This window comes from Listeria monocytogenes, from assembly GCF_013282665.1.
Taxonomy (GTDB): domain Bacteria; phylum Bacillota; class Bacilli; order Lactobacillales; family Listeriaceae; genus Listeria; species Listeria monocytogenes_C.
This window is the reverse complement of record NZ_CP054041.1, coordinates 111,457-132,991: the sequence shown is the minus strand read 5'-3', so window position 1 is coordinate 132,991 and position 21,535 is coordinate 111,457. Positions and strand designations below refer to the sequence as shown.

19 protein-coding genes are annotated in these 21,535 nt (G+C 39.5%); 18 read left to right on the top strand and 1 reads right to left on the bottom strand.

Annotated features, from left to right (window positions below; all coding sequences use genetic code 11):
* Window positions 1-43: 43 nt before the first annotated feature.
* From purC to HRK21_RS00645, 11 genes are all read left to right on the top strand, one after another.
* Window positions 44-757 carry a phosphoribosylaminoimidazolesuccinocarboxamide synthase gene (gene purC, locus HRK21_RS00695; protein WP_070006065.1) on the top strand — a complete coding sequence of 238 codons (714 nt, stop codon included), beginning with the start codon at window positions 44-46 and terminating at the stop codon, window positions 755-757.
* Window positions 758-768: 11 nt separating this feature from the next.
* The gene (gene purS, locus HRK21_RS00690) at window positions 769-1,014 is read left to right on the top strand and encodes a phosphoribosylformylglycinamidine synthase subunit PurS (RefSeq protein ID WP_003722248.1); all 246 of its coding nucleotides are present in this window, start codon (window positions 769-771) and stop codon (window positions 1,012-1,014) included.
* A 3-nt stretch (window positions 1,015-1,017) separates the two neighbouring features.
* Window positions 1,018-1,701 carry a phosphoribosylformylglycinamidine synthase subunit PurQ gene (gene purQ / locus HRK21_RS00685; RefSeq protein WP_070006064.1) on the top strand — a complete coding sequence of 228 codons (684 nt, stop codon included), beginning with the start codon at window positions 1,018-1,020 and terminating at the stop codon, window positions 1,699-1,701.
* On the top strand, window positions 1,694-3,913 hold the full coding sequence (purL, locus tag HRK21_RS00680; protein WP_070006063.1) for a phosphoribosylformylglycinamidine synthase subunit PurL: 2,220 nt from the start codon (window positions 1,694-1,696) through the stop codon (window positions 3,911-3,913). The genes purQ and purL overlap by 8 nt, the downstream gene beginning before the upstream one ends.
* On the top strand, window positions 3,898-5,325 hold the full coding sequence (gene purF, locus HRK21_RS00675; RefSeq protein WP_070006056.1) for an amidophosphoribosyltransferase: 1,428 nt from the start codon (window positions 3,898-3,900) through the stop codon (window positions 5,323-5,325). The genes purL and purF overlap by 16 nt, the downstream gene beginning before the upstream one ends.
* An 18-nt stretch (window positions 5,326-5,343) precedes the next feature.
* Window positions 5,344-6,393, top strand: a complete 1,050-nt coding sequence (purM, locus tag HRK21_RS00670; protein WP_070006054.1) for a phosphoribosylformylglycinamidine cyclo-ligase — start codon at window positions 5,344-5,346, stop codon at window positions 6,391-6,393.
* On the top strand, window positions 6,390-6,956 hold the full coding sequence (purN, locus tag HRK21_RS00665) for a phosphoribosylglycinamide formyltransferase (RefSeq protein WP_003739196.1): 567 nt from the start codon (window positions 6,390-6,392) through the stop codon (window positions 6,954-6,956). The genes purM and purN overlap by 4 nt, the downstream gene beginning before the upstream one ends.
* A 5-nt stretch (window positions 6,957-6,961) precedes the next feature.
* Entirely contained in the window at window positions 6,962-8,491 is a 1,530-nt protein-coding gene (gene purH / locus HRK21_RS00660) for a bifunctional phosphoribosylaminoimidazolecarboxamide formyltransferase/IMP cyclohydrolase (RefSeq protein ID WP_070006052.1), read from the top strand.
* A gap of 24 nt (window positions 8,492-8,515) precedes the next feature.
* Window positions 8,516-9,778, top strand: a complete 1,263-nt coding sequence (gene purD, locus HRK21_RS00655) for a phosphoribosylamine--glycine ligase (RefSeq protein WP_070006051.1) — start codon at window positions 8,516-8,518, stop codon at window positions 9,776-9,778.
* A 137-nt stretch (window positions 9,779-9,915) separates the two neighbouring features.
* Window positions 9,916-10,212 (top strand): YerC/YecD family TrpR-related protein, encoded by a 297-nt coding sequence (locus HRK21_RS00650; RefSeq protein WP_003720075.1) that lies wholly within the window; start codon window positions 9,916-9,918, stop codon window positions 10,210-10,212.
* 16 nt (window positions 10,213-10,228) lie between these two features.
* On the top strand, window positions 10,229-10,483 hold the full coding sequence (locus HRK21_RS00645) for a hypothetical protein (RefSeq protein ID WP_003728226.1): 255 nt from the start codon (window positions 10,229-10,231) through the stop codon (window positions 10,481-10,483).
* Window positions 10,484-10,524: 41 nt separating this feature from the next.
* On the opposite strand, the gene HRK21_RS00640 is transcribed toward HRK21_RS00645, so the two are convergent.
* Window positions 10,525-11,880, bottom strand: a complete 1,356-nt coding sequence (locus HRK21_RS00640) for a sodium-dependent transporter (protein ID WP_069887700.1) — start codon at window positions 11,878-11,880, stop codon at window positions 10,525-10,527.
* Between the two features lie 206 nt (window positions 11,881-12,086).
* On the opposite strand from HRK21_RS00640, the gene pcrB reads away from it, so the two are divergent.
* From pcrB to gatB, 7 genes are all read left to right on the top strand, one after another.
* The gene (pcrB, locus tag HRK21_RS00635) at window positions 12,087-12,764 is read left to right on the top strand and encodes a heptaprenylglyceryl phosphate synthase (RefSeq protein WP_069887701.1); all 678 of its coding nucleotides are present in this window, start codon (window positions 12,087-12,089) and stop codon (window positions 12,762-12,764) included.
* A 64-nt stretch (window positions 12,765-12,828) separates the two neighbouring features.
* Window positions 12,829-15,024, top strand: coding sequence for a DNA helicase PcrA (pcrA, locus tag HRK21_RS00630; protein WP_003739190.1), 2,196 nt, complete (start codon window positions 12,829-12,831; stop codon window positions 15,022-15,024).
* A 25-nt stretch (window positions 15,025-15,049) separates the two neighbouring features.
* Window positions 15,050-17,065 carry an NAD-dependent DNA ligase LigA gene (gene ligA, locus HRK21_RS00625; RefSeq protein WP_003739189.1) on the top strand — a complete coding sequence of 672 codons (2,016 nt, stop codon included), beginning with the start codon at window positions 15,050-15,052 and terminating at the stop codon, window positions 17,063-17,065.
* Window positions 17,062-18,177, top strand: a complete 1,116-nt coding sequence (locus HRK21_RS00620; RefSeq protein WP_003739188.1) for a CamS family sex pheromone protein — start codon at window positions 17,062-17,064, stop codon at window positions 18,175-18,177. Before ligA ends, HRK21_RS00620 begins: the two co-directional genes overlap by 4 nt.
* 123 nt (window positions 18,178-18,300) lie before the next feature.
* A complete protein-coding gene (gatC, locus tag HRK21_RS00615) occupies window positions 18,301-18,594 on the top strand; it encodes an Asp-tRNA(Asn)/Glu-tRNA(Gln) amidotransferase subunit GatC (protein WP_003722233.1) in 294 nt (97 codons plus the stop codon).
* A 23-nt stretch (window positions 18,595-18,617) separates the two neighbouring features.
* Window positions 18,618-20,069 (top strand): Asp-tRNA(Asn)/Glu-tRNA(Gln) amidotransferase subunit GatA, encoded by a 1,452-nt coding sequence (gatA, locus tag HRK21_RS00610; protein ID WP_003739187.1) that lies wholly within the window; start codon window positions 18,618-18,620, stop codon window positions 20,067-20,069.
* 11 nt (window positions 20,070-20,080) lie between these two features.
* Window positions 20,081-21,511, top strand: a complete 1,431-nt coding sequence (gatB, locus tag HRK21_RS00605; RefSeq protein WP_069887704.1) for an Asp-tRNA(Asn)/Glu-tRNA(Gln) amidotransferase subunit GatB — start codon at window positions 20,081-20,083, stop codon at window positions 21,509-21,511.
* Window positions 21,512-21,535: the final 24 nt, after the last annotated feature.

Below are 21,535 nucleotides of genomic sequence, written 5' to 3'. Positions count from 1 at the left end.
TTTTTTCAAAGAGGTTAAGTAATTTATAAGGAGATAAATTATTGTGACTAATGAACTGGTTTATGAAGGAAAGGCAAAACGGCTTTTTAAAACAGAAGAAGTTGGAGTCTTGCGTGTTGCTTATAAAGATGAGGCAACGGCATTAAACGGAGCGCGAAAAGAAGCTTTTGTTGGTAAAGGCGAGCTTAATAATCAAATTACCTCCCTTATTTTTTCTCATTTAACAGAAGCAGGCATAAAGAGCCATTTTATCCGGGCGATTTCCGAAACGGAACAATTGGTGAAAGAGGTATCAATTATTCCACTTGAAGTGGTTGTTCGTAATGTGATGGCTGGAAGTCTTGCGAAGCGGCTTGGGAAAGAAGAAGGCGAGCCAATTCCAAATGCGATAGTGGAATTTTATTTTAAAGAGGATGCGTTAGATGACCCGTTTATTAATGACAATCATGTGCTTTATTTAGATATTGCAACAACGAATGAAATGGACGCGATTCGCCATGCTGCTCGTTCGATTAATAAGGTGCTACAAGAATTATTCAATGAAATGAATATTACGCTAATTGATTTTAAGTTAGAATTTGGTCGGGATGCGGCTGGAAATATTTTACTAGCAGATGAGATTTCGCCTGATACATGCAGACTTTGGGACAAGGAAACAAACCAAAAGCTCGATAAGGATGTCTTTCGTCGGAATATTGGCAATTTAACAGATGTGTATACAGAAGTATTGAATAGATTAAAGCAAGTTCAAAACTAGGAGGCCACAAAATGTATAATGTCAAAGTTTATGTCACTTTAAAGAAAAGCGTATTAGATCCACAAGGGGTTGCAGTGAAAGACGCAGCAAAAAGCATGGGTTACGAGGAAGTAGAGGATGTTCGTATTGGTAAATTTATGGAACTAAAAGTTGCGAAATCAGATCGAGATATTCATGAAGTATTAAATGAAATGTGCGACAAACTGTTAACCAATCCGGTGATGGAAGATTACCGATATGAAATTGAGGAGGCGTAAACGATGAAATTTGCTGTCATTCAGTTCCCAGGTTCAAATTGTGATCTTGATATGCTACATGCGATTCGCGATTCTCTTGGCGAGGAGGCGGAATATGTATGGCATGCGGAAACAAGTCTTGCAGGCTTTGACGCGGTTTTACTTCCAGGCGGATTTTCTTACGGAGATTACTTGCGAACTGGTGCGATTGCAAAATTTTCAAGTATTATGCCAGAAGTTTTGCGCTTTGCTGAAATGGGAAAACCAGTGCTTGGTGTGTGTAACGGATTCCAAATTTTAACTGAAATTGGATTGTTGCCAGGTGCTTTAATTAGAAATAATAATTTGCATTTTATTTGTAAAACAGTGCCGCTTCGTGTGGCAAATGCAAGTACGATGTTTACGGAGCTTTATGAAGAAGGCGAAATTATCCAAGTTCCCGTTGCTCACGGAGAAGGTAATTATTACTGTGACGACGAAACACTTTTAAAATTAAAAGATAATAACCAAATTGTGTTTACATATGAGAACGTTAATCCGAATGGTAGTCGTGCGGATATTGCGGGTATCGTAAATGAGCGCGGTAATGTGCTTGGAATGATGCCACATCCAGAACGCGCGGTGGAAGAAATTATTGGCGGTACTGATGGTTTAAGACTTTTCGAGTCCGTTGTAAAAGCTTGGAAGGAGGAACAAGTAAATGCCTAACATGGAGCCAACGACAAAAGAAATTAAAGAACAAAAGATTTATCAAGAAATGGGCTTAACTGATAGTGAATATGAGCTTGTTTGTTCCATTCTTGGACGCGAGCCTAATTATACAGAAACTGGACTTTTCTCCGTTATGTGGTCCGAACATTGTAGTTATAAAAATTCTAAACCAGTACTTCGAAAATTTCCTACAGAAGGAAAACAAGTCTTGCAAGGACCGGGTGAAGGTGCTGGGATTGTTGATATTGGCGATGGTCTAGGTGTTGCATTTAAAGTAGAGAGTCATAATCATCCCTCCTATGTAGAGCCGTATCAAGGGGCTGCAACTGGGGTTGGTGGAATTATTCGTGATGTGTTTTCGATGGGAGCGAGACCGATTGCAATGCTGAACTCGCTTCGTTTCGGCGAATTAGATACACCTCATGCGAAATACTTAGTTAGTGAAGTCGTTGCGGGAATCGCAGGATACGGTAACTCCATTGGGATTCCAACGGTTGGTGGCGAAATCCAATTTGATCCTTGTTATACAAAAAATCCACTAGTAAATGCAATGTGTGTAGGTTTAATTGAAGCGAAAGACATTCAAAAAGGACAAGCAAAAGGTATCGGTAATCCGGTGATGTATGTTGGTGCTAAAACTGGTCGTGACGGGATTCATGGTGCCACTTTTGCATCTGTAGAGTTTAGTGAAGAAGGCGAACAACAACGATCTGCTGTACAGGTTGGTGATCCTTTTATGGAGAAATTATTGCTTGAAGCATGTTTAGATGTGATTCGTGATCATTCGGATATTTTAGTGGGAATTCAAGATATGGGGGCTGCTGGTCTCGTTAGTTCGAGTTCCGAAATGGCGTCAAAAGCGGGCGCTGGGCTAGAATTAATTATGGATGATGTGCCGCAACGGGAACTAAATATGACGCCATATGAAATGTTACTTTCTGAATCACAAGAACGGATGCTTCTATGTGTGAAAAAAGGGCATGTGGAAGAAATCCAAGCGTTATTTGAACGTTATGGTTTAGAGGCTGTTGTGATTGGTCAAGTAACGGATGATAAAATGTATAAAATTATTCATCACGGTGAAGTAGTTGCGAATGTACCTGTTGATGCACTTGCGGAAGACGCGCCAGTTTATCATAAGCCTTCGAAAGAACCAGCTCGTTATCAAGCTTTCCAAGAAGAGGAAGCGTTTGTGCCAGCTATTGATGACGTGGTGGGAGTTTGGAAGGAACTGCTTGCTCAGCCAACGATTGCTAGTAAGCGCCATATTTATGAGCAATATGATTACCAAGTTCGGACGGATACAGCTGTTGTACCTGGTTCAGATGCGGCGATTGTTCGTGTGCGTGGAACAGAGAAGGCAATTGCGATGACGACAGATTGTAACTCGCGCTATTTGTATCTTGATCCAGAAGTTGGCGGAGCGATAGCGGTTGCGGAAGCGGCGCGCAATATCGTTTGTTCTGGCGGGAAACCACTAGCGATTACAGATGGACTGAATTTTGGAAATCCGGAAAAACCAGAAATTTTTTGGGAAATTGAAAAAGCAGCTGACGGTATTAGTGCAGCTTGTTTAGAACTTGATACGCCTGTTATCTCAGGGAATGTATCGCTTTATAATGAAACAGATGGTACCGGTATTTATCCAACACCAGTTATTGGAATGGTTGGTTTAGTAGAAGATTTGGCGCATATTACGACACAAGATTTTAAAGCTAGTGGCGATGTGATTTTCTTAATCGGTGAAACAAAAGCTGAATATAGTGGTTCGGAATTGCAGAAATTGCAACAAGGGAAAATTAGCGGACGCGCGCCGGAATTAGATTTAGCGACAGAGAAAAAATACCAACAATTGCTTCTAACGGCGATTCAGGAAGGTCTAGTTGCTTCTAGTCATGATTTGGCGGAAGGCGGATTTGGTGTGGCCCTGGCGGAAGCGACTTTTAAAGCAGGTCTTGGTGCGGATGTGGAAGTACCATTTGCGTTAAATCAGCTTTTCAGTGAATCGCAATCACGTTTCTTAGTATCAGTAAAACCGGAAAATGAAGCAGCTTTTGCGCAATTAATGGAGCTGGAAAAAGTATACCGCCTTGGTGTAGTAACCGAGGATGATACGATTCGTGTAAAACATAACGAAGACCTAGTTACAGTGAAAACAACGGAATTACGATCCATTTGGGAAGGGGCTATTCCATGCTTGCTGAAGTAAAAGGACTTAACGAAGAATGTGGTATTTTTGGTATTTGGGATCATCCTAATGCAGCGGAAATCACCTATTATGGGTTGCATAGTTTACAACATCGCGGTCAAGAAGGTGCCGGAATTGTTTCAACAGACGGAGAAACACTAAAAGGTCACCGAAACCTCGGTCTTTTAGCAGACGTGTTTAAACATGGTGAATTAGATGATTTAAAAGGTAAGGCAGCCATTGGGCACGTTCGATACGCGACAGCTGGTCAAAAAAACTTAGGGAACGTACAACCATTTTTATTTCACTTTCATAGTTCTTCTTTAGCACTTGCGCATAATGGGAATTTGGTTAATGCGAAAAGTTTACGCCGTGAACTAGAAGAAGAAGGCGCTATTTTTCAAACGAGTTCGGATACAGAAGTGTTAGCGCATTTAATTAAACGTAGCCATACAGGTGATTTTGTGGAAGATTTAAAAGTGGCTTTGAATAAAGTGAAAGGTGGCTTTGCATACATGCTCCTGACGGAAGACACGATGTATGCGGCGCTTGATCCGAATGGTTTTAGACCGCTTTCGATAGGTCGCATTGGTAATTCTTACGTAGTTGCTTCGGAAACATGTGCCTTTGAAACGGTTGGCGCTGAGTTTGTCCGTGATGTGGAGCCAGGCGAGCTAATTATTATTAATGATGACGGACTTCGAATTGAAAAATTCACGGAAAATGTGACGCATTCAATTTGTAGTATGGAATACATTTATTTTGCGCGACCAGACTCTAATATTGCTGGAATTAATGTTCACTCGGCAAGAAAACGTTCAGGTAAAAGATTAGCAAAAGAGGCTTTTATTGATGCAGATGTGGTTACGGGTGTACCAGATTCCAGTATTTCTGCGGCGATTGGTTATGCGGAGGAAGCTGGTCTTCCTTACGAACTTGGTCTCATCAAAAATAGATATGTGGCAAGAACTTTCATCCAGCCATCACAAGAACTCAGGGAGCAAGGTGTTAGAATGAAGCTTTCTGCCGTGCGTGGGGTTGTGGAAGGGAAGCGCGTCGTCATGATTGATGATTCGATTGTTCGCGGGACGACGAGTAAACGAATCGTACAACTTTTACGGGAAGCGGGTGCAGCGGAAGTTCACGTGAGAATTGCTTCTCCACCACTTGCTTATCCTTGTTTTTATGGAATTGATATCCAAACGCGAAATGAATTAATCGCTTCTAATTATTCTGTTGATGAAATTTGTCGGATTATTGGGGCTGATTCTTTAGAGTATTTGAGTGAAGAAGGTTTAGTAGATTCCATTGGCAGACCTTATCCGAACGAACCTTACGGGGGACTTTGTATGGCTTATTTTAACGGCGATTACCCAACCCCTTTATATGATTATGAAGCGGAATATTTAGCGAGCTTAGAAGCAGAAAAATAATGAGGAGTGACAAATCGAATGGCAGAGAATGCATATAGTAAAGCAGGCGTGGACGTAGAAGCTGGCTATCAAGTGGTAGAACGCATCAAAAAACATGTGGCTAGAACAAAGCGATTAGGCGCGATGGGGGCACTTGGTTCTTTTGGCGGAATGTTTGACTTAAGTAGTTTGCATCTAAAAGAGCCTGTCCTTGTTTCTGGTACGGATGGTGTTGGGACAAAATTACTTTTGGCAATTGAAGCAGATAAGCATGATACCATCGGGATTGACTGCGTGGCAATGTGCGTGAATGACATTTTAGCTCAAGGCGCCGAGCCATTATTTTTCTTAGATTATATCGCTACTGGGAAAACAGATCCTGTGAAAATGGAACAAATTGTTAAAGGCGTGGCTGATGGCTGTGAACAAGCTGGTGCAGCTTTAATTGGCGGCGAAACAGCAGAAATGCCTGATATGTACGGCGCGGAAGATTATGATTTAGCTGGTTTTACTGTTGGGGCTGTAGAGAAACAGAAGCTAATTACAGAAGGCGCAGTCAAAGCAGGAGATACACTCATTGGAATTCCATCTAGCGGGATTCATAGTAACGGCTACTCCCTTGTGCGCAAAATTTTCTTTAAAGATAACGAATTTTCACTCGATGCGGAAATCAGTGAACTAGATGTACCACTTGTGGAAGAGCTACTTAAACCAACACGTATTTACGTCAAACCAGTTTTAGAAGTATTGAAAAAGGTTGATGTGCACGGAATTACGCATGTGACGGGTGGCGGATTTGTAGAGAATTTGCCACGGATGTTAACGAGCGATTTAGCTGTGAAAGTGGAGCTAGGTTCATGGCCAGTGTTGCCGATTTTTGACGTTATGAAGAAATACGGCCAATTAAACGAAATGGAAATGTATGAAATTTTCAATATGGGCATTGGTATGGTGTTGGCAGTTGCGAAAGCGGATGTGGAAAGAACATTAGAAGTACTCGTTCAAAATGGAGAAGCGGCTTATGTTATTGGCGAAGTTACGACACGTGAAAATGATGCGGTTATTTTCACAGGAGGCACAAAAGGATGAATATAGCCATTTTTGCTTCTGGTAACGGTTCAAATTTTCAAGCTTTAATGGATGATGAATTTATTAAGCCTCATGTGAAATTACTGGTATGTGATAAACCGAATGCTTATGTTTTAGAGCGGGCAAACAAGCACGATATTCCTGTTTTCCTTTTTGAAGCGAAAAATTATCCGGATAAAGAAGCTTTTGAAACAGAAATTTTACTAGAACTTCGCGGGTTGGAAATTGATTTGTTAGTGCTAGCAGGATATATGCGTTTGATTGGACCAACCTTATTAGCGGAATTCCCTGAGCAAATTGTGAACCTGCACCCGTCGTTGTTACCTGAATTCAAAGGAAAAGATGCAATTGGTCAAGCGATTCAAGCGAATGTTTCAGAAACTGGTGTCACCGCACATTTTGTGGATGCGGGAATGGATACTGGACCAATTATTGATCAAGTGAAAGTACCGATTGAACATGCGGAAACTGTAGATACTTTAGCTGAAAAAATTCATCAAGTAGAACATATTTTTTATCCAAAAGTGATTCGAGGATTAATTCAAAATGGAGGGAACGATTAATTATCATGAAAAGAGCGCTTATTAGTGTGTCAGATAAAAACGGCATCGTGCCATTTGCAGAAAAATTAGTAGAACTTGGAGTAGAAATTATTTCGACTGGTGGAACAAAAGCGGCATTCGAACAAGCTGGCGTACCGGTAACAGGAATCGAAGAAGTAACTGAATTTCCAGAAATGCTTGATGGCCGCGTGAAAACACTTCATCCAGCAATTCATGGTGGGTTACTGGCAAGACGCGATACAGCCGAACATATGGAAGCTATTGCCGCACATGATATCAAGCCAATTGATTTAGTCATTGTAAATTTATATCCTTTCCAAGAAACGATTCAAAAAGCTGGTGTTACTTTAGAAGAAGCGATTGAAAATATTGATATTGGTGGACCTTCGATGTTACGATCTGCTGCGAAAAATTATGCAGCAGTTACGGTAGTAGTGGATACAGCGGATTATGATACGGTACTTACAGAACTACAAGAACACGGTGCAACTACTTTTGAAACGCGCCAACGTCTAGCTGCAAAAGTTTTTCGGCACACAGCCGCTTATGATGCTTTAATTGCAGAATACTTAACGAACATCACTGGAGAAACTTTCCCAGAAAAAGTGACGTTTACTTATAATCGAAAACAAGTTTTGCGTTATGGTGAAAATCCTCACCAAGATGCCGCTTTTTATACAGAACCTAGCACGATAGAAAACGCCATTAGTTCCGCAAAACAGTTGCACGGTAAGGAGTTATCTTATAACAATATTCGCGATGCAGATGCAGCACTTAAAATTGCGAGTGAATTTACAGAACCAGTCGCAGTTGCAGTAAAACATATGAATCCATGTGGCGTTGGTGTTGGCGAAAATATTGAAGAAGCTTATTTGAAAGCTTATGAAGCGGATGAAACGTCTATTTTTGGCGGGATTGTTGCCTTAAATAAAGAAGTGGATGCGAAAACAGCTGAACATATGAGCAAAATTTTCTTAGAAATCATTATTGCACCAAGTTTCTCTGAAGAAGCGTTTGCCATTTTAGCGAAAAAGAAAAATATTCGCTTGTTAACTGTTCCGTTTGCCGCTTCCATAAAAGGCTTCGAGAAAACATCTGTAAATGGTGGACTTCTTATTCAAGCGAGTGATTCTGTTATAGAAGATACAGCGAGTTATGAAGTAGTAACGGAAAAACAACCTACAGAAGCGGAAATGAAAGCATTAATTGCTCAGTGGAAAATTGTGAAACATGTAAAATCCAATGCGATAGTAGTAGGATCTGATAAACAAACACTTGGAATTGGTGCCGGACAAATGAATCGAATCGGTTCCGCTTTAATTGCACTAGAGCAAGCTGGCGAGAAAGCAAAAGGAGCAGTACTTGCCTCAGATGCCTTTTTCCCAATGGATGATACAGTCGAAGCTGCGGCGAAAGCGGGTATTACAGCGATTATTCAGCCTGGTGGATCCATCAAAGACAAGGAATCAATTGCGATGGCAGACAAATATGGTATTTCCATGGTTCTAACTCATGTACGACACTTCAAACATTAATCCTCAAAAAGGACGTGTAAATAAATGAACTTATTAGTAGTTGGTAGCGGTGGTAGAGAACATGCTATTAGTAAAAAATTAGTAGAATCCAATAATGTCGAAAAAGTTTACTGTGCTCCCGGAAACGACGGAATGCGTTTAGACAACATCCAACTCGTAGCTATTTCTGAAACGGATAAAGCTGGTTTAATTGATTTTGCTAAAAAAGCAGAAATTGCCTTTGTGATTGTTGGACCTGAAGTGCCTCTTTTAGAAGGGGTTGTCGATGCTCTCGAAGAAGCTGGAATTAAAGCATTCGGTCCAAAAGCAAATGCAGCATTAATTGAAGGCAGCAAAGATTTTGCGAAACAATTTATGGAGAAATATGCTATTCCAACGGCAGCATCAAGAACATTCACCGATTATGCGGAAGCGAAGGCATACTTGGATGAGCGCGGTGTGCCAATTGTCATTAAAGCAGATGGACTCGCTGCTGGAAAAGGAGTCACTGTAGCATTAGAAATGGAAGAAGCGGTTCTTGCATTAAAAGATATGATGCTAGAAGAAAAATTCGGTGACGCATCTCTCAAAGTCGTTATCGAGGACTTTTTAGCGGGAGAAGAGTTTTCCTTGATGGCGTTTGTAAATGGGGAAGAAGTTTATCCAATGGCTATCGCGCAAGATCATAAACGTGCTTATGAAGGGGATAAAGGACCAAATACTGGTGGAATGGGCGCTTATTCTCCGGTGCCACATATTTCTGAAACGATAGTAGACGAAGCTGTCGAAAAAATTCTTATTCCAGCCGCAAAAGGAATGGTAAAAGAAGGTCGTTATTTCCGCGGAATTCTCTATGCAGGGCTTATCTTAACCGCAGAAGGTCCAAAAGTAATTGAGTTTAACGCACGTTTTGGAGATCCGGAAACACAGGTCGTTTTGCCTCGTTTAGAAAGTGATTTTGCAGCACTGATAGACGCTTTACTCCATAACGAAAAACCAGATGTGCGCTTTAAAAAATCCGGGATTACGCTAGGCGTTGTCTTAGCCAGCGCCGGTTATCCAGAGCATTATGAAAAAGGAAACAAATTAATCGGTCTAAATGATATTGCTGAAGATGTAGCGATTTATCATGCAGGTACAAAACAAGATGAAAATGGCGATTTTATTTCTAATGGTGGACGCGTCTTGCTACTAGCAAAAGAAGCAGAAACAATGAGTGACGCACGCACATTACTTTATCCTGAAATGCAAAAACTGGACAATCCAAACTTCTTTTATCGCATTGATATTGGAACAAAAGCAGAATAATTAAAAAGTACTATCTCAAGGATAAATTCCTAGATAGTACTTTTTTGTTCATTTAGTGAAGAGAAACGTTTGTGTTTTACGCGTTGGTACGTTAAAATATGAAAGTAGGATATATGAGATTATTTGGAGGTAAAGATATGCAAATAGAGAAGTTGCGTGGACAAGGATTGGATGAATTCTTCCAAGGGATTTTAACACTCGAAAATTTAGAAGAATGTTATGCTTTTTTTGATGATGTTTGTACAGTGAATGAAATACAGTCCATGGCTCAACGTTTCCAAGTAGCAAAAATGCTTCATGATGGAAAAACATATAATGTGATTGAATCTGAAACTGGGGCAAGTACAGCAACTATTTCACGTGTAAAACGTTCACTTCATTATGGTAATGATATGTATGATGTTGTATTTTCAAGAATGACGAAGCCAGAATAAGATTGTAGGGATTATGTTGAAAAAGTTTAATAGTAAAACCTATCAGATTGTTATCATCTCTATTCTTGCGCTTGCAGTTATTTATTTTGTGATTAATATGATTGCCACTGGCACGGGACTTGATTTTTCATTACTGTGGCACTGGGTCTTTATTATTTGTTTTATTTTCACGACGCTTGCTAACGTTAGAGAAAAACGAGCAATTGGAACGGCGATTGGCCTAAGTGGAATCTTGATTTGTGTGACAAGTATTGTCCTGATGGCAATATAAGAAAAGCAATCTCGCTAAAAAATTAGCGGATTGCTTTTTTGTTAAAACAGAAAGTCGATTAAACCAGTTGCGGAAAGGAAGACAAAGATAATCGCGATTGGTGCAATATATTTAATGAGAAAGAGCCAAATAATAAAAACCTTTTTACCAACATGACTGCTTGTGGTAAATTCTTTTAAAAGTAATTCACGAGGTAAACGATACCCAACAAAAATCGCGATAAATAAAGCACCAACTGGCAGGATAATATTCGACACAAGATAATCGGCAGCATTAAAAATACTTAGTCCAAAAATCTGGACATCACTCCAAACGCCAAAACTTAGCGCACTTGGAATAGCCATTAAAACAATCACGAGTCCCATCCAAAGACTTGCTTTTTTACGATTAATTCCCGCATTCATCAGTGGTGCAACCGTTGCTTCAAGCATCGAGAAACTGGAGGTTAATGCGGCGAATAAGAATAAAATTAAGAAAATAATAAAGAAGAACATCCCAAATGGCATTTGATTAAAAATGGAAGGTAAAATAACGAATAGCAATCCAGGTCCCGCATCGGGTGTAATATTAAACGAAAATGCTGCCGGGAAAATGGCTAATCCCGCAAGAAGCGAGACAAACACATTCATGAGCGAAACCGAAATGGCAGACTGGGGTAAACTAGTCGAACGATTTAAATAAGAACTATAGGTAACCATTACCGAAATCCCCACACTGAGTGAAAAGAAGGCCTGGCCAAGCGTAATAAGAACCGTTTGTGCTGTAAAATGACTAAAATCCGGGCGTAAGAAAAATGCGACACCTTCCATCGCGCCAGGTAGTGTTAAGGACCTGATAATTAAAATAATAAATAATATAAAAAGAGCTGGCATCATAAACTTACTCATTTTTTCAATTCCACTAACAATGCCACGGCTAATAACAATGACATTCAGTAAAATAAAGAGAATCGTTGCGCTAACCGATATCCATGGATTTGCAGTCGTCACTTGGAAATCATGTAGTAGACTTGCTTGATTTTCGCCAGCAATCCCGCCGACAATTGTTTTAATTAAGTAAGTGATAATCCAACCGCCAACGACACTATAAAATGAAAATAAAATACTTGCGCCAACTACGCCTAATTTTCCAAGTAAATTCCACTTTGTTCCGGGCGCGAGCGTTTTATAAGCTTGAACGGCATCGCCGCCAGAACCTCGCCCAATCACAAATTCTGCAATTAAAAGTGGCATTACAACGAGTAAAGTTAAAACTAAAAACAATAAGAAAAATGCGCCGCCTCCTGCAGTTGCAGCCACATAAGGCAGTTTCCAAATCGCACCAATTCCTATTGCGGACCCAGCGGATGCTAATATAAATCCGACTTTTGAGCCCCATTCTTCTCTATTTTCTTGCATAATATCCCCATTTCCTTTTTTCTATGTAAATACTCCGAAGTCTTAATAAAATCAAATTTTCCTCATCATACCATAAAATAAAAGCTATCCCAACAGTAACTGAGAAAAAAAGCTTAAAAAAAGTTAAAATTTTTGGTCGTAAGGGTGCGATGAAATGTAACTAATGCTATAATAAGATATCCCATTATAGAGACTTGGAGGAGCAAATGAAGCATTTATTCAAGTTAGACCCAGCAAAGAATTTACCAATGAATGACCTAAAGAAGCTCGTCCATTCTGGAACCGATGGATTTATTATTGGTGGGACGGATAATGTACAAATCGAAGCAGTCCAAAAGCTTTACGAATTATTAGGTGAAACGGACTTGCCGATTTTCCTTGAAATAAGCAATGAATCTATGATTTTACCTGAAGCAGACCATTTTTTAATTCCAGTAGTGTTGAATACAGAAAAAAGTAAATGGACACACGGTTTACATCAGGAGTTAATCAAAGAAATGGGAGCATTTATTCCATGGAAGCGAGTCACAGCAGAAGGTTACGTTATTTTAAATAAAGATGCAAAAGTGGCTCATTTAACAGAAGCGAAAACCGATTTAACGGACGAAGATATCGTTGCCTATGCGCGGTTAGCAGAGAATATATTTCATCTGCCCATTTTTTATGTCGAATATAGCGGCATGTACGGAGATCCAGAGGTTGTAAGAAAAGTAAGTGCCGCGTTAAATAATACAAAATTTTGGTACGGGGGCGGAATACGTTCAAAAGAACAAGCTGCTGAAATGGCAAAATATGCGGATACGATTATTGTTGGCAATATTATTTATGAAGATTTAGAAAAAGCACTAGAAACCGCAACTATTTTTAGGAAGAAAACGGTTTGATTATAAAGTGTAGTATGATAAAATAAGAACAAATGTTTGTATGGTGGTGTATAGGAGAATGCAATTGAATGCAAAAGAATTAGTGGACGGATTGAATCCGGAACAACGAAGAGCAGTAGAAAGTACAGAAGGACCTTTATTAATTATGGCTGGTGCCGGAAGTGGGAAAACACGTGTTTTGACCCACCGGATAGCTTATTTAGTGAGAGAACGTGGCGTGAATCCTTATAATATTTTAGCGATTACATTTACGAACAAAGCGGCTCGTGAAATGAAGTCACGGATTGGTAATTTAATGGGTGGGGAAGCAGAATCTATTTGGATTTCCACCTTTCACTCCATGTGCGTACGGATTTTACGTCGTGATATTGACCGGATTGGTTATGAACGCAATTTTACCATTTTGGATGGCAGTGACCAATTATCGGTTATTAAAGGCATTTTGAAAGAAAAGAATGTCGACCCTAAGAAGTTTGAGCCACGGGGGATTTTGGCTTCTATCAGTAATGCCAAAAATGAACTGATAACAGCAAGCGAATATATTAAAGAAGCAAGTGGTTTCTATGACAAAATGGTCGGCGAAGTCTACGAAAAATACGAGAAGAAACTTAAGAAAAATCAAGCACTCGATTTTGATGATTTAATTATGGTCACCATTCAATTATTTGAACGTGTGCCAGATGTTTTAGAATATTATCAGCGTAAATTCCAGTATATTCACGTGGATGAGTACCAAGATACCAACCACGCGCAGTATTTACTCGTGAAACAGCTTGCTTCTCGTTTCAAAAATTTATGTGTCGTAGGTGATTCGGATCAATCTATTTATGGTTGGCGCGGGGCGGACATAAGTAACATCATGTCCTTCGAAAAAGATTACCCAAATGCGAAAACTATTTTGCTAGAAGAGAATTACCGTTCGACAAAACGTATTTTAGAAGCTGCCAACCGTGTTATCGAAAATAATGGTAATCGTAAACCGAAAAATCTTTGGACTAGCAATGCAGAAGGGAAGAAGATTTTTTATCATAAAGCATTAACGGAAAAAGAAGAAGCAGCCTATGTAGTTATGAAAATTCAAGAAGAAGTAAATAACTCGAATCGACCACTTTCTGATTTTGCAATTCTTTATAGAACCAATGCTCAGTCCCGTGTAATGGAAGAATATTTCATGAAGTCAAATATGGCGTACACGATGGTCGGCGGCACGAAGTTTTATGACAGAAAAGAAATTAAAGACATTTTGGCATATTTGCGTCTGATTAGTAATAATGAAGACGATATTAGTTTGACACGTATCATTAATGTACCAAAACGCGGCGTCGGACCAGGCACTTTAGATAAACTAAATAATGTGGCGACCACGTATGATTTGAGCTTGTTCGAAGTCCTTAACCGCATCGAACTAGCGGGAATTTCGCCTAAAATAAGCAAAGACTTAGTTGCGTTCCATGATTTGATTCGCGGCTTCACACAAATGCAAGATTTCTTATCCGTAACCGAACTCGTAGAAGAAATCCTTGAAAAAACAGGCTACCGAGCAATGCTAAAAAACGAACGAACCATTGAAGCACAAACACGTTTAGAAAATATCGATGAGTTTTTATCTGTAACACAAAACTTTGAAAAGGAAAATGACGATAAAACGTTAATTGCCTTTTTAACTGATTTAGCACTTGTTGCAGATGTGGATAAGTTAGAAGAAGATAACGAAGAACAAAACGGAGCTGTCACACTGATGACACTTCACTCTGCCAAAGGGCTGGAATTCCCCGTTGTCTTTTTAGTCGGTATGGAAGAAGGGATTTTCCCACATTCCAGAGCGATTTATGAGGAAGATGAAATGGAAGAGGAGCGTCGTCTGGCATACGTTGGTATTACTCGAGCGGAAGAAGAACTTTTCCTAACGAGCGCTTACTCACGGATGCTTTATGGTCGTCCGTCCTCTAACCAAGAATCTCGTTTTATTGGAGAAATCCCTCGAGATTTACTGGAGTTAGGTAATGAAAATAAATTAAAAGCAGACAAGCCATATGCCAAACCACGTATGCCACAAAAAACAACTACTGCGTATAAATCCTCTGGAGCAGAAACACTTGGTTGGACAGTTGGCGATAAAGCCAGTCATAAAAAATGGGGCGTAGGAACAGTCGTTAGTGTCAAAGGAGAAGGTAGCGGAATGGAACTAGATATTGCGTTCCCGAGCCCAACTGGCGTCAAACGATTGCTCGCAGAATTTGCGCCAATTGAAAAAGTATAAATTTGGAAAAAGCAGGTGAAGAATGATGGCTGATAAAAAAAGGTATGAGGAACTAATCAACATACTTGATCAGTACAGCTATGATTATTATGTAATTGATAATCCAACAGTAGAAGATGCCGAATACGATCAGAAGATGCAAGAACTACTTAAAATAGAAGAAGCGCATCCCGAGTGGGTTACACCTGAGTCTCCGTCGAAACGAGTTGGCGGAGAAGTTTTAGAAGGTTTTAAAAAAGTAGCACATGACACGCCGATGTTAAGTCTTGCCAACGCTTTTAATCAAGAAGACTTGGCAGACTTTGACCGCCGAATTCGCGACAAAGTGGGCGATGATATTGCTTATATGTGCGAACTTAAAATTGATGGACTAGCTGTATCTCTTCAATACGAAAATGGTAAATACAAACAAGGTGCTACTCGCGGTGATGGCACCATTGGGGAAGACATTACAGCTAACTTGCGTACGATTCGCTCCATCCCAATGAAACTTCAAAAGGACTATTCCATTGAAGTTCGCGGTGAAGCTTTCATGCCAAAACGCTCTTTCCAAAAACTAAATGAAATTCGCGAAGAAGAAGGCCAGATGCTATTTGCCAATCCACGAAATGCTGCGGCTGGTTCGCTTCGACAATTAGACACAAAAATCGCAGCGTCGAGGAATCTCGATATCTTCCTTTATGCAGTAGCAGATTTTGGCGAAATGGGCGTTGAAACGCATAGCGCCGGGTTAGATATGCTTGAAACACTGGGTCTTAAAGTTAATAAAGAACGCCGACTTTGCAATAGTTTAGAAGAAGTTTATGCGTACATTGACGAATGGACAGAAAAGCGCGCCGGCTTAGCATACGATATTGACGGCATTGTTTTAAAATTAAACAACCTAGAACAACAACGCCAAATGGGAACGACCGTTAAATCACCTCGTTGGTCGATTGCTTATAAATTCCCAGCTGAAGAAGTACCAACGAAGTTACTTGATATTGAATTAAATGTAGGTAGAACAGGTGTAGTAACTCCCACCGCCGTGTTAGAACCAGTGAGAGTGGCAGGAACAACCGTTAGCCGCGCTTCCCTTCATAATGAAGACTTAATTACTGAAAAAGATATTCGCATTGGCGATACCGTTCTAATCAAAAAAGCTGGGGATATTATTCCAGAAGTTATTAAAAGCATTACCGAAGAACGTAGCGGAAGTGAAAAACCTTTCCATATGCCGAAAAATTGTCCAACGTGCGACAGTGAATTGGTTCGTTTGGAGGAAGAAGTGGCGTTACGGTGTATTAATCCTAAGTGCCCAGCTCAAATAAAAGAAGGACTTATCCACTTTGTTTCCAGAAATGCGATGAACATTGACGGCCTTGGTGAAAAAGTAATTATTCAGTTGTTTTCACAGCATTTAATTAAAGATGTAGCAGATTTGTTTTTCCTTTCAAAGGAGAAACTGTTAGAATTAGAAAGAATGGGTGAGAAATCAGTAACTAATTTACTGGCATCCATCGAAGCAAGTAAACAAAATTCGCTTGAAAAATTACTTTTCGGCTTAGGCATTCGTCATGTTGGTGCAAAAGCGGCCAAATCACTTGCCATTCATTTTGATACCATGGATAATTTGAAAGTAGCAGACAAAGAAACACTGACAAGTATTAACGACATTGGGGAAAAAATGGCAGACAGTATTGTGACCTATTTTGCCAATGAAGAAGTACATGATTTATTAGAAGAACTAAAAAGGGCTGGCGTGAATATGACCTATACAGGGCCAAAACTAGAAGATATGTCTGAGGAAGAACTTGTTTTTGCAGGAAAAACTGTTGTCTTAACTGGGAAACTAGGGAAGTTAACGCGAAATGATGCAAAAGCATTAATCGAATCCCTCGGAGGGAATGTTTCTGGAAGCGTCAGTAAGAAAACGGATGTTGTTGTAGCTGGCAGTGATGCTGGTTCTAAACTAGCCAAAGCTGAAGAACTAGCCATTCCTATTTGGTCAGAAGAAGACCTGATAGAGTACTTACCAGACGAAGGTGGATTAAACGAATGAAAAAACTCATAATAGCAGCGCTCGGCTTAACGCTTGTGCTCTCTGGCTGTGCCCCAAAACTTGACTCAAATGATAAAGTGGTACAAAAAGACGATTCCAAAGCGGAAACGGGCATCATGACAAAAAACCAAATCTCATCCAATTATTACAAAACCGTACTACCGTATAAAGCAAGTAAATCTCGTGGTCTTGTCGTATCGAATATTTATTCACGATATGATATTAACGAATTAGAAGCCGGTTTAATGCGTGTTTCCCAAAATAAATATTCCTCAGATAATTATCTTTTCCAAGAAGGACAATATTTGGATAAAGAAACTTTAGAAAAATGGTTAGATAGAAAAAGTGATAAAAATCCGAATGGGTTAAATCCAGAAAGTAATGGTAACGGTGAAAATCGTAATCCAATCTATCTAGCGCATATTTTAGAACAAGATTATTTGAAACAAACGGACAAAGATACCGTGGCGCTTGGCGGGATTTCTATCGCACTAGCGATGAATTCAGTTGATTATTATCAAAAAGAAAAATACGGAGACACTTACGAACAAGCCATTAGCGATAGCGATTTATTAGCACAAGGGAAAGAAATGTCTGCCACTGTGTTAAATCGTATTCGTCAAACAAAAGGGTTAGAAAATGTTCCCGTAACGATAGCTATTTACAAGCAAGGCGCTCGTGATGCGGTAGCTCCTGGTAATTATATTGCGTATGCAACAGCAAATGGAGATAGTCTTTCTGGTTGGAAAGATATTGATGAAAAAAATTATGTTTTACCATCCACTGAATCTGCCAAAGAGCACAAAACTGATAATGACAACTTCTTGAACTTCAAAAAAGCAATTGAAGATTATTATCCAAACTTCACAGGTGTCGTTGGCCGTGGTCGATATGAAGACGGGCAACTAGCTGAACTGAATATTGATATTCCATTACAATTTTATGGCGAAGCAGAGATTATCGGCTTTACGCAGTATGTAACGGATTTAGTTGGGCAACATATTCCAAAGACAGCAGATTTACAAGTCAATATTTCTACAACGGATGGTCCAGCTGCTTTAATTACAAGAAAAGCAAATGAAGATGCAGCAACAGCTCACATTTACGATTAATAAAAACAATGCGAATTGTTCTTTCCTGTTGTATAATTATGCAGGAGAGGACAGTTCTTCCCATTTTTAATAGGAGGGAAGCACTACCGCATAGAAAGTAACACTAAAAAGGAGGATGGCATTTTGTCAAATATATCAAAAGAAACCGTAGAAAAAGTAGCAAACCTTGCCAAACTAGAAGTATCAGAAACTGAAGCAACTGCTTTTGCTGGTCAGCTTGGTAAAATTATTGAGCTAGTAGAGCAATTAAATACTTTAGATACTACAAACGTAGAACCTACCAGCCATGCAATTGACGTATCCAATGTATTACGTGAAGATGTTGCAACCAAAGGGTTAGATCGCAAAGAAGTACTAAAAAATGCGCCAGATGAGCAAGATGGCATGTTTAAAGTACCTACAATTATGGAACAATAAATAGGCTAAGGAGGGAAAATATTTTGGGTTTATTTGATTTTTCAGTAAAAGAACTACATGATAAATTAGTAAAAAAAGAGATTTCACCATTTGATTTAGTATCAGAATCTTTCAACCGAATTGAATCTGTAGAGGGCAAAGTTGGTTCTTTTATTACTTTAAATAAAGAAGCAGCATTTGGTGTCGCAGAAGAACTTGGAGATGCTGGCATTGATCCTAACAATATGCTTGCAGGTCTTCCAATCGGGATTAAAGATAATATTGTTACAAAAAACTTGCGCACAACTGCAGCAAGTAAAATTTTAGAAAACTTCGATCCGATTTACGATGCAACCGTTGTTTCTAAATTGAAAAACGCGCAAACAATTAATATCGGAAAATTAAACATGGATGAATTTGCGATGGGATCTTCGACAGAAACATCGTATTTCAAAAAAACATATAACCCGTGGGATTTATCAAGAGTTCCAGGTGGCTCTTCAGGTGGTAGTGCATCCGCAGTTGCAGCCGGTGAAGTATTATTCTCGCTTGGTAGTGATACTGGCGGCTCGATTCGTCAACCAGCAGCTTTTTGTGGGGTGGTCGGAATGAAACCTACATATGGCCGTGTATCTCGTTTTGGTTTAATTGCCTTTGCGTCTTCTTTAGACCAAATCGGCCCAATTACTAAAAATGTAGAAGACAATGCGTATTTACTAGAAGCAATTTCTGGTTTAGATGCGAACGATTCTACTTCCATCAACCAACCAGTTGAACGCTTTTCAGATAGCTTAACAGGAGACATTAAAGGCTTACGCATTGGTGTTCCAAAAGAATATCTTGGTGAAGGCGTTGACCCTGGTGTGAAACAAGCAGTATTAGATGCACTTAAAACGCTTGAAAAACTTGGCGCTACTTGGGATGAAGTTTCTTTACCTCATTCTGAATACGGCGTAGCAAGTTATTACATTTTAGCATCCAGTGAAGCTTCTTCTAATCTGTCTCGTTTTGACGGCGTTCGTTACGGATACCGTTCTCCAAACGCAACTACCTTAGAAGAACTTTATACAAAAACTCGTTCTGAAGGCTTTGGCGATGAAGTAAAACGTCGTATTATGCTTGGAACATATGCGTTAAGTTCTGGTTACTACGATGCTTACTACAAAAAAGCACAACAAGCGCGTACGTTAATTAAGCAAGACTTTGTTAATGTATTTGAAAACTATGATGTTATTATCGGACCTAGTTCCCCGACAACAGCCTTTAAAATTGACGGAATGATCAATGATCCAATTACAATGTATTCCAACGATATTTTAACTGTTCCGATTAACTTAGCAGGTGTGCCAGCTATTTCTGTTCCTTGTGGATTCTCAGATGGTTTACCAGTTGGCTTGCAAATTATCGGTAACTACTTTGAAGAATCCTTACTTTACAAAGTAGCACATGCTTTTGAACAAGAAACAACATTCCATAAAGAAAAACCAAACTTATAGGAGGCGTAGCAATGAATTTTGAAACAGTTATTGGACTTGAGGTTCACGTAGAGTTAAAAACCAATTCAAAAATATTTTCTTCTGCGCCAGCTCATTTTGGAGCAGAACCAAATACAAATACAACCGTGGTAGACTTAGGTATGCCAGGTGTTTTACCAGTTTTAAATAAACGAGCAGTGGAATTTGGTATGAAAGCAGCCATGGCGATTAACTGTGAAATTGCTAAACATACAAAATTCGATCGCAAAAACTATTTTTATCCAGATAATCCCAAAGCATACCAAATTTCCCAATTCGATAAACCAATCGGTGAACATGGCTGGATTGAAATCGAAGTAGGGGGCAAAAAGAAAAAAATCGGTATCACTCGTCTTCATTTAGAAGAAGATGCTGGGAAAAATACCCATACTTCTCATGGTTATTCGTTAGTGGATATTAACCGTCAAGGAACGCCACTAATCGAAATCGTTTCAGAACCAGACATTCGTTCTGCAGAAGAAGCTTATGCCTACTTAGAAAAATTAAAATCTATCATTCAATACACTGGCGTATCTGATGTGAAAATGGAGGAAGGTTCGATGCGCTGTGACGCCAATATCTCTATCCGTCCAATCGGCCAAGAAGAATTTGGCGTAAAAACAGAACTTAAAAACCTAAACTCCTTCAACAACGTACGTAAAGGTATCGAATACGAAGAAAAACGCCAAGCAGAAGTGCTGAAGTCTGGTGGGATTATCGAACAAGAAACGCGTCGTTTTGAAGAAGCAACTGGAAAAACCTCTTTGATGCGCATCAAAGAAGGATCGGACGATTATCGTTATTTCCCTGAACCAGATTTAGTAGATTTATTTATTGATGATGCTTGGAAAGAACGTATTCGTGCAGAAATTCCTGAACTTCCAGATAAACGCCAAATTCGTTATATTAATGATCTTGGATTGCCAGCATATGACGCAATGGTTCTTACGCTAACAAAAGAAATGTCTGACTTTTTTGAAGCAACTCTTGCAGCTGGAGCAGATGCAAAACAAGCATCTAACTGGTTAATGGGCGAAGTTTCTGCCTACTTAAACGCTGAACAAAAAGAACTGCATGAAACAGGACTAACTCCAGAAAATCTTGCTGGCATGATTAACTTAATCGAAGCAGGCACTATTTCCTCTAAAATCGCTAAAAAAGTTTTCCGCGAATTAGCGCAAAATGGCGGCGATGCAGAGCAAGTAGTAAAAGATAAAGGACTGGTTCAAATTTCCGACGAGGGAGCTTTACGCACTATCATAAGTGAAATTCTAGATAACAATGAGCAATCCATTGTCGACTTTAAAAATGGGAAGGATCGTGCCGTTGGATTTTTAGTGGGTCAAGTAATGAAAGCAACCAAAGGGCAAGCCAATCCACCAATGGTTAATAAATTATTACTAGAAGAAATGAACAAACGTTAAACAATGTAGCAGTGAGGCATTTTG